3 protein-coding genes and 1 pseudogene are annotated in these 3,207 nt (G+C 42.1%); 3 read left to right on the top strand and 1 reads right to left on the bottom strand.

Annotated elements, in window-relative coordinates; all coding sequences use genetic code 11:
• From WBA23_RS19015 to WBA23_RS19005, 3 genes and pseudogenes are all read left to right on the top strand, one after another.
• Window positions 1–372 (top strand): annotated as a pseudogene (locus WBA23_RS19015) (MCE family protein); the annotation flags it as partial.
• Window positions 373–495: 123 nt separating this feature from the next.
• A complete protein-coding gene (locus WBA23_RS19010; protein ID WP_424583862.1) occupies window positions 496–747 on the top strand; it encodes a hypothetical protein in 252 nt (83 codons plus the stop codon).
• 10 nt (window positions 748–757) lie between these two features.
• Window positions 758–1,609: a transglutaminase-like domain-containing protein gene (locus WBA23_RS19005; protein WP_424583861.1), complete on the top strand. Its 852-nt coding sequence runs from the start codon at window positions 758–760 to the stop codon at window positions 1,607–1,609.
• Here the strand turns inward: WBA23_RS19005 and WBA23_RS19000 are convergent.
• On the bottom strand, window positions 1,604–3,085 hold the full coding sequence (locus WBA23_RS19000) for a gluconokinase (protein WP_424583860.1): 1,482 nt from the start codon (window positions 3,083–3,085) through the stop codon (window positions 1,604–1,606). The two genes, WBA23_RS19005 and WBA23_RS19000, sit on opposite strands and share 6 nt — an antisense overlap.
• Window positions 3,086–3,207: the final 122 nt, after the last annotated feature.

Here is a 3,207-nt window from a genome sequence, read left to right as displayed (position 1 = left end):
AATGAACGCCGTTTGAATGCTACTTTAGCTAATGTTGAAATGCTCACTCGGCAGTTGAGCGATCAAGAGAACGGCATTGGCCCGTTGCTTACTAAGCTAAACCAAAAGGTAGATAGCCTTCAGGTGCAATCTACCCTACAAAAGTTGGAACTGGTGGCTCAAAATTTAAATGAAATTACCACGAAGATGAATGAAGGTGAAGGCTCGCTGGGCAAACTGCTTAATAATGATTCGCTCTACACCAATCTAAATAGCGCAACTCGGGATTTAGATCTATTGATGATTGATATACAAGAAAACCCCAAGCGCTACGTACACTTTTCTATATTCGGGGGCGGAAAAGATAAAGACAAGAAGGAGGAAGAAGAATAGGATAAATCTACTGCTTCTCAACCCCAAGATTAGCTAGCATATTTGTGAGAATTAACTAATGCTAGATTGTAATTTGTTCGTGATTTCCTTATTTTTAAGAAAGACTTTAAGGCTTCAATTAGCATGGAAACGACAGAAATTAGATTCTATAAGCTTCTCAAAAAGTATAATTTTTCCGATGAGGACGCTGGAGAATTTATTGGACTTCAGAAGGAAATGCAGTTACAAAACCTAGCTACTAAAGAGGATATAGCTAAATTAGAAATTCAGATAGAAAAATCAAAGGCTAGTATACTTTGGACGGTAGTAATTTTCTGGTTAGCTCAAGTAGGCGTATTTTTGGGTTTCGCCTACAAAATGTTTCCAGGATTATAATTGTTTTTGGATGAATGACCGAGAGCTTAAAGCGTTAGTAGCTCTGCTAGATGACGAAGATTACGAAGTACTCACTCACGTAGAAGAAAGAATTATCTCTTACGGAAATCCTATTATTCCTCTTCTGGAACAAGAATGGGAAAAGAATTTTGATCCTAATGTGCAACGGCGGTTAGAAGATCTCATTCACACGCTCCAGTTTGAGTCACTAAAAGATCGCTTGAGCAAGTGGTACAATAGCTCTGAACAAGATTTAATGGAAGGTATGTGGATTATCGCCACGTATCAATACCCTGATTTATCGTTAGAAAATACTCAAGAGAGCCTTCAGCAAATTTACTACGATAGCTGGCTGGAGTTTAAAGCGGAGGTTCATCCGTACGATCAAGTACGCATCCTGAATAGTGTTCTGTTTAGCAAGTTAAAGTTTCGGGCGAACACGAAAAACTTCCATTCTCCCGCTAATTCCATGATTAATCGGGTGCTAGAAACGAAAAAGGGGAATCCTATTTCGCTCTGCGTAGTCTATATGCTGGTAGCTCAACGCCTTAAAATGCCAGTGTACGGCGTAAATTTGCCTAGTCTGTTTATTCTTACCTTCAAACAGGATGGTCTTCAATTTTACATTAATGCTTTTAGTCGCGGGCTTATTTTTAAGAAGGAGGATATCGACAACTATATTAAGCAGTTGAAGCTTTCGCCCGACGATATGTTTTATCAACCCTGCCAGAATATTGATATTATCCGTCGGGTACTACGTAATCTAACCGTATCGTTTGAGAAGCTAGATGAATTTGAGAAAGCCGATGAGGTAAAGCAGCTACTAGAAATTGTATCGGATGGCAATATTCACCTCTTATGATTTTGTAGTTTTCTGATTTACTACTTTTCCCCATTCACGAAACCGCGCGTACTGATCTTGGTAAACTTCTTGAAGCGCTAAATTAGGGATGAACTCCTTTTCTTTTTTTGTATTCTTCACTACGTCTTCTAGAGAGTCTACTAAACCCAAAGCATAACTACCTAGCATAATAGCTCCTTCGGCCACTCCGTGGTGACTTTCGGCTACGTACACGGGCTTACTAAATATATCGGCAATTAGCTGTACCATAAAATCAGAGCGAGTTACGCCCCCGTCGGCCCAAATGGCGTCGAAGCTTCCAGCAGCATCTTCTAATCCCTGACCAATGCTGTACATGTTATATATCACTCCCTCTAAGGCCGCTCGGGCAAAATAATCTACCTTGTGATCTGGGTCTACGCCAAAATACCCACCCTGAATACGCTCATTCCAGAAAGGTGCTCGCTCGCCATGAAAATAAGGTAAACAAACCAATCGGTCGGTTCCTGGTTCAACATGGGCAGCTTTGGTTAGCACTTCTTCGTAAGAGCACTTGCCTTGGTATAGGTTCTCATGTAACCAGTTTAAAATGATGCCACCATTGTTGGTTGGTCCACCCAATACATGATGGTCTTCGGTAAGCAGATAGTTGAAAATCCGCATCTCTTTATCGGGGGTGGTATTACGAGAAATAAGACGAATTGCCCCGCTGGTACCGAGCGATAGGGTTGCCTCGCGGGGATTCAACCCACTAGCGTACAAGTTCGCTAAACAACCGTCACTAGCTCCCATCACGATAGGAATATCCGCTGGCAAGCCCGTTGCTTCTGCTACCTTTTTGTTAAGCCCTTGTAGCACATAAGTAGTAGGAACCGGCTTAGATAACTGCTCAGAATCAATCCTGGCAAAAGCCAAAGCATCTTCGTTCCAACCTAACGTCTTCTGATTGAATAGTCCGGTAGCCGTAGCCATAGAATAATCTACTACGTACTCGCCTAACCACTGATAAAGCAGCCATTCTTTGAATGACAAGAATTTATACGCCTGCTTAAAAATATTCGGCTGATGATCGCGCAGCCAAGCAATCTTGCAGAGTGGCAGCATTGCATGTATTGGAGCACCACCTTTCTGATAAATAACATCACCCAGTGAAGAACTGCGAAGCTCTTCGGCATACGCTTGGCTGCGAGTATCGGCCCAAGTGAGCATAGGTGTAATTGAATTTCCGTCCTTGTCTACTGCAAGTAAACTATGCATGGCTGTGCTAAAGCTTACTCCCGCTATTGGCTCGTTCAATTGCTCCAGAACAGCCTTCACCGTTCGGTGTACGGCTTCTAGTATTTCTCGGGGGTCTTGTTCCCGGTAACCATCCTGGGGCTGGTGTAAAGAGTAGGAAGCATCTTCGGCACAGATGTTTTTTCCTTCAATATCGGCGGCCAGCACCTTTACGCTGGTAGTACCCACATCGATACCTAACATAATAGGTACTTGGTTCATAGTTAAAAAATTAGGTTTTGCTTTTAAGCGTGAAGAACACCTTCCATATTCAGCAAATCTATATACCGAAAATTTTCGTCAGTTACACTATCGGGCATAAACACAAATTTCTTGTCGTATAC

The sequence above is a fragment of the Tunicatimonas sp. genome (genome assembly GCF_049647865.1).
Taxonomy (GTDB): domain Bacteria; phylum Bacteroidota; class Bacteroidia; order Cytophagales; family Cyclobacteriaceae; genus Tunicatimonas.
The sequence above is the reverse complement of the archived record's forward strand: the minus strand, read 5'-3'. Positions and strand labels throughout refer to the sequence as shown.